At 70.9% G+C, this 1,949-nt stretch carries 1 protein-coding gene; it reads right to left on the bottom strand.

All coding sequences use genetic code 11. The annotated features are described in order from the left end of the window. Nucleotides 1-110 precede the first annotated feature (110 nt). Nucleotides 111-1,643 (bottom strand): hypothetical protein, encoded by a 1,533-nt coding sequence (locus LLH23_17730; protein ID MCE5240308.1) that lies wholly within the window; start codon nucleotides 1,641-1,643, stop codon nucleotides 111-113. Between the last annotated feature and the right edge of the window lie 306 nt (nucleotides 1,644-1,949).

Raw genomic sequence — 1,949 nt, 5'->3', positions numbered from 1 at the left:
GGGGGGCTGGTGCACATGGAAGGGGTGTGCAGTGGACAGCAGGTGCAGGCAGGGAGCGAGGGGCGTTGCGTGCGCAGCGCGCGCACATGAGGTGGGAGGGGGTGGGGTGGTCAGCCGACGACGCGCACACCACCTGTGCCGTGCCTGGTGGCGAACCACCTGCGGGCGCCCTCACGAGCGAACCAGGACGCCATGAGGCGGTCGCCGGTGTGGTCGTTGGGGTCGAAGTCTACAAGCTCCTGCATCCAGGCGCGCACCTCGGGTTCGGCGCCGTCCCAGGTACCGTCGCTTGTCGGGATGATCCACTTGGCAGCTTCGATCTCGGCGCCCATGGACTCGATGCCGAACTCGGGGTTGGCCTTGTTCGCGCCGGTGGTGAAGGGGCGGCAGGTGATGGCCGCGTTGGCTTCGCGGGCGAACTGGAGGATGTAGTCCTGAGCCGCGTTGTTCTCCACGTACAGGATGCTGCCGAACCGCTGGGCTACGGAGATGATGCGGCGGACGATCTCGGGGCCTGGCCAGCGCCCGCTTTCCAGGCCGAGCAGTTGGCGGATCTGGTCGTTGTAGACGATGAGGGTGAACAGGCTGGTGAGGTCGCCCTTGCCCACGTGCTTCCCGACGCCGAGGTCAACGCCGGTGAACAGGCCCGCACCGGCGGGCAGGTCCGCGGGGTCCAGGTGGTCAAGGAGGGCGAAGCCCTTGCCCGCCACGAGGCAGGGGTCGAACCACTTGCGCAGGATGCGGCGGTCGTCGTCGGCGCGGGCTTCGCAGTCAAGCTGTCGGCCCGCTTCTACGCTGCCCATCTCGATGCGGGTGGCCGCAATGCGTTCCAGGGGCCAGCGTTCGGGCCACAGGATGGTCCCGTCCGGCCGCTGCACAGGGTACTTGACGCTGTGCCAGACGAGGGACTTGGCCAGCACGTGCAGCAGGTCTTCGGTATGCCACGCCGTGCCGACGATGATGATGCGCCCGCCCGGGGCCAGGCGGCCGAGCAGCGTGGCCTTGAACCAGTCGAGCAGTTCGCGCCGCTGCTCCGCGGTGCGCGTGTTCTCGTAGTCGAGGATGTCGTCCAGCAGGATGAGGTCGAGGCGGCTGCCCAGGACGGCGCCGTGCACCCCCATCGCTTGGATGCTGGGGTCCTTCGACGGGGCGCTGCGCCGCACCGTCAACACGCTGCTGCTCCAGGGCTCGCTCCGCTGGAGGTCGGGGAACACCCGGTGCACGACCGGGCTCTCCTCGATGTACTTGCCGATGGTGCGGACGATCTTCTCCGCCTGCGTGTACGTGTTGCTGACGATGGCGATGCGGGCCGAAGGGTCCTTCCCGATGCGCCAGACGCTGTGACCGATGGACAACTGCTGCGTCTTCCCGCTGTCCACGTGCGCCCACAGGATGAGCCGAGCATGCCGCTCGACCAGCGCATGCCACTCGTCGTGCATCGGCGCGAACACCACCGGCTTCCCGCTGCGCTCGTCCCGCAGCATCTGCCGCACGAACTCCCCGCTGTGCTCCCTGGCCAGCGCCGTCATCCCCTCGTTCGCTGCACGCGCCCGGCGCATCACCTCGTCCGGCCCGTACTGCGCCAGCAACGCCCGCAGCCGCGCCTCCGCCGCCCCGCTCACGTCTGGCCCCGTCTCGTTCACGCCTGGCCCTCCGCCGCTGCACCAGGTGTGCCTCGTCGTTCAGAACCTGCATCGCATCGTTCACCCGCCTGGCCACCAGCGGCCAGGCCACCAGGCGCCCCGCCAGCAGCCCCGGCCGCAGCCTGGGCCCCTGCCCCGACTTCGGGCGCCGCACCCGCCCACGCCTGGCCTGCGCCGCAGGCTCCCGACCCTGGCCGCTGTCCCGGCCCGGGTCCCGCCGCCGCCACTGCCGCCGCCGCGGGCACGGCGCCCGGCGAGGGGGGGTGGGGGGTGGGGTCGCGCGCGAGGGCCGGGGGAGGGCTGCCC

Source organism: bacterium, from assembly GCA_021372615.1.
Taxonomy (GTDB): Bacteria; Armatimonadota; Zipacnadia; order Zipacnadales; family UBA11051; genus JAJFUB01.
The sequence above is the reverse complement of the archived record's forward strand: the minus strand, read 5'-3'. Positions and strand labels throughout refer to the sequence as shown.